Source organism: Corallococcus terminator, assembly GCF_003611635.1.
Lineage (GTDB): Bacteria > Myxococcota > Myxococcia > Myxococcales > Myxococcaceae > Corallococcus > Corallococcus terminator.
On the sequence record NZ_RAVZ01000581.1, the window covers coordinates 1 to 2,931 of the forward strand.

Annotated in this window: 3 protein-coding genes and 1 pseudogene; 3 read left to right on the top strand and 1 reads right to left on the bottom strand. The window is 70.9% G+C overall.

Annotated features, from left to right (window positions below; all coding sequences use genetic code 11):
* Positions 1–831 (top strand): annotated as a pseudogene (locus tag D7V88_RS43405) (hypothetical protein); the annotation flags it as partial.
* Between the two features lie 91 nt (positions 832–922).
* On the top strand, positions 923–1,138 hold the full coding sequence (locus D7V88_RS40315) for a hypothetical protein (protein ID WP_244238656.1): 216 nt from the start codon (positions 923–925) through the stop codon (positions 1,136–1,138).
* Positions 1,139–1,150: 12 nt separating this feature from the next.
* Here the strand turns inward: D7V88_RS40315 and D7V88_RS40320 are convergent, their stop codons facing one another.
* The gene (locus D7V88_RS40320; RefSeq protein WP_120545805.1) at positions 1,151–1,729 is read right to left on the bottom strand and encodes a CDP-alcohol phosphatidyltransferase family protein; all 579 of its coding nucleotides are present in this window, start codon (positions 1,727–1,729) and stop codon (positions 1,151–1,153) included.
* 257 nt (positions 1,730–1,986) lie between these two features.
* Between D7V88_RS40320 and D7V88_RS40325 the strand changes: the two genes are divergently transcribed.
* Positions 1,987–2,832, top strand: coding sequence for a DUF4846 domain-containing protein (locus D7V88_RS40325; RefSeq protein ID WP_120545806.1), 846 nt, complete (start codon positions 1,987–1,989; stop codon positions 2,830–2,832).
* Positions 2,833–2,931 lie beyond the last annotated feature (99 nt).

The following is a 2,931-nucleotide window of genomic DNA, read 5'->3' on the forward strand; positions in this document are numbered from 1 at the left end:
GGGCCGGGGGTGGCCTCTCCAGACGCAGTGCCCCCGGAGGCTTCGGAAGGTCAGGAGACGCAGCAGCCGGAGGTCCTGCTGGCCGAGTCCGAGGGCGGCTACACGCTGTCGTTCCAGGACCCCGAGCAGCCGAACACCAGCGCGCCTCCTTCCACGCGAGCGCCAACGGTGAATCCGGGCACGGGAGGTTCAGGGGCGCAGCAGGCGCCCACTCCCGAGGCCCCTCAAGGCGGGAGCCCCACGGGCTCGAACCCGAACACCGGCGCGACCGGGAATCCCTACGGGGGCGCGGGCAATACCGGCACCGGCGCGAATCCGAATGTCGGCGCGCAGGGCGCCCCCGCGCAGGGCGCCCCCGGCACGGTGCCGGATCCGAACGCGGATGACGGCAGTCCCTCCGCGGATCCGAACCCGGAGTCCCGAGGCCAGGACTCCAATGTGAATCCGGGTGGCACTGGTAACCCGGGTACGGATGCGAACGCGGGGACGGGTGGCACGGGCAATGGTGGCACGAGGGCTCCGGCGGCGACGCCTGCTCCTTCTCCGTCCGCGCAGCAGGGCATCGCCGTGGTGGATGCCATCTACACGGGCGTCGTGAAATCGGTGTCCTCGAAGGAGGTCGTCATCGTGGACGACGGCACGCGACTGCCGCTGGAGATTGGCACCGGCACGCGCATCCTGCGCGAAGGCCAGGCCATCGGAGTGAATCAACTCAAGGAGGGCGAGAAGGTGCGCGCCGTGGTCAACATCGTGGGCAAGAGCCACACACGGGAGATCGCCGTGCTGTCCAAGGCCGAGGCCCGTCGCGCCGCCGGCATGCGTTCGCGCTAGGGAACCCCCTCACCCGCCCCAGGCCTCGCCGTGCCCTCGCATCCGTCAGTCGGGCGGGGCGGTGCGCGTCTCGGGGACGGAGGTTTTCACCATGACGGTCTACGACCGATACCGCAGTCTGTTGCACAAGTTGGCCCTCGTCCGCGCTCGCGCTCCGGGCGGTGATTCACCCGAAGTGGATGCGCTGCTCGACACGATGGATGAGGTCTGGGACGCCATGTCCGAAGGCGAGCGCGCCGCGATGGAGCGCGAGCGCGAAAGGCTGATCCACGAGCTCCCTCCGGACGAACACTCCGTGCCCGCCTGAGCAGCGCCCGCGCTACTTGCGCACGGTGCTCATGGGCGTGCCCAGAGGGGGGGACGGAGGCCGCTGCTGGCGCTGCCGCTGGCTCCACACCGCGCGCGTGTAGTCCACCACCGACGCGAGCGACAGCAGGGAGACGAGCGCCACGAGCGGACGCACCAGCGGCGGATAGAGCAGCACGCACAGCAGCACCGCCAGTTGCAGCGTGGTGACGAGCTTGCCCAGCATCCGCGCCTTGAGCTCGATGGCCCGCATGTCCGGCCGCAGTTGCGCGACGATGAAGCCGATGGCCGTGCCGATGTCGCGCAGCAGCAGCAGCGTCAATTCCACCGGACCGATGAGCCCGTCGAGCAGGCACACGATGAAGGCCGTCACCATGAAGGCACGGTCCGCCACGGGGTCGATGAGTGCCCCCCAGCGCGTGGCCAGCCCCCGGTGCCGGGCAATCCAACCGTCCAGGAAGTCCGTCGCGGCGGCCAGCACCACCAGGAAGGCCCGCATGCGCGAATCCGACACCGCGATGAACACCGCGGCGAGCGGAAGACGCGAGAGGGACAGTGCATTGAGCAGCACGAGGCTTGCCCGACGGTGCATGGTTCCAAAAGGTAGTGCTCGGCTCCCAGGGCGCACCTGCCCCGGACGGCGAGCGTCCGACGAAGAACGCCTCCGGCGTCCGTTGAATCCGCACGCGTCCGGGACCCGTCGGCCGGCCGGCCGGTGTCCCACCCGGAAGGTCCGGGTATCGTCCCGGCCGTGTCTGTCCGGAGTGAAGCCCCGTGAATGCAATTTCCCCCCTGCGTCGTCGGGTGACGGGCGCCCTGCTCGCACTGGTCACCACCACGCTGCCGCTGATGAGCTGCGAGGCGAATGGCGAAGCGGCCAGACGGGCGGCGGTCGCGCCCCATGTCGTCACGGTGGAGGAGCGGACCCGCTACCCGTGGTTGTCCGCCACGGCGAGGGTGCGTGCGCTGGAGGAGACGTTCGCGCCGCCGGAGGGCTATGCGCGGGTGCCCCTGGAAGCGGGCTCCTTCGGGGCATGGCTGCGCGGCCTGCCCCTGCGTCCCGAAGGCACGCCCGTGCGCGACTTCGCGGGGGGCACGGTGCTGGCCGCCACCGACGCGCGGCTCGCGGCGGTGGGGGAACTGGACGTGGGCACCGCCAACCTCCAGCAGTGCGCGGATTCCATCCTCCGGCTGCATGCCGAGTGGCGCTGGGCCTCCGGACACCCGGACCGCATCGCCTACCGCTTCACCAGCGGACACGTGGCGTCGTGGCCCCGGTACTCGGCGGGAGACCGGGCCCGGGTCTCCGGTTCGAAGGTGACGTGGGTGCCGGACAGCGCGGCGGCGGATGCTTCGCGCAAGGCCTTCCGCCACTACCTGGACCTGCTCTTCACCTACGCGGGCACCCTGTCCCTCCAGGCGGAAGGCGCGCGTCCCAGCCGCGCGCAATTGGGGCCCGGAGACTTCTTCGTCCTGGGGGGTAGTCCCGGCCACACGGTGCTCGTGCTGGACGTGGCCACCAACGCGAAGGGCGAACGCGTGGCGTTGATGGGCCAGGGCTTCACGCCCGCGCAGGACTTCCACGTGCTCGCGGGACGGGACGGGCCGTGGTTCTCACTGGAGGGCGACGCCGTGGCGACGCCCTTCTGGGTGCCGTTCCCGATGACGTCGCTGCGACGGCTGCCGTCACCGTGAGGTGACGCGCGTCCACCGGGCGCCCTCCTGGTGCGTCCCCGAGCAGACGGGGAGGCGGTGTCGGAGGGGATGACGGGGTTGCGCTGGAATTGGCGTGGG

Coding starts and splice junctions, on each gene's coding strand:
- D7V88_RS40315 (WP_244238656.1), top strand. CDS start 923: ATGACGGTCTACGACCGATACCGCAGTCTGTTGCACAAGTTGGCCCTC.
- D7V88_RS40325 (WP_120545806.1), top strand. CDS start 1,987: ATGAGCTGCGAGGCGAATGGCGAAGCGGCCAGACGGGCGGCGGTCGCG.
- D7V88_RS40320 (WP_120545805.1), bottom strand. CDS start 1,729: ATGCACCGTCGGGCAAGCCTCGTGCTGCTCAATGCACTGTCCCTCTCG.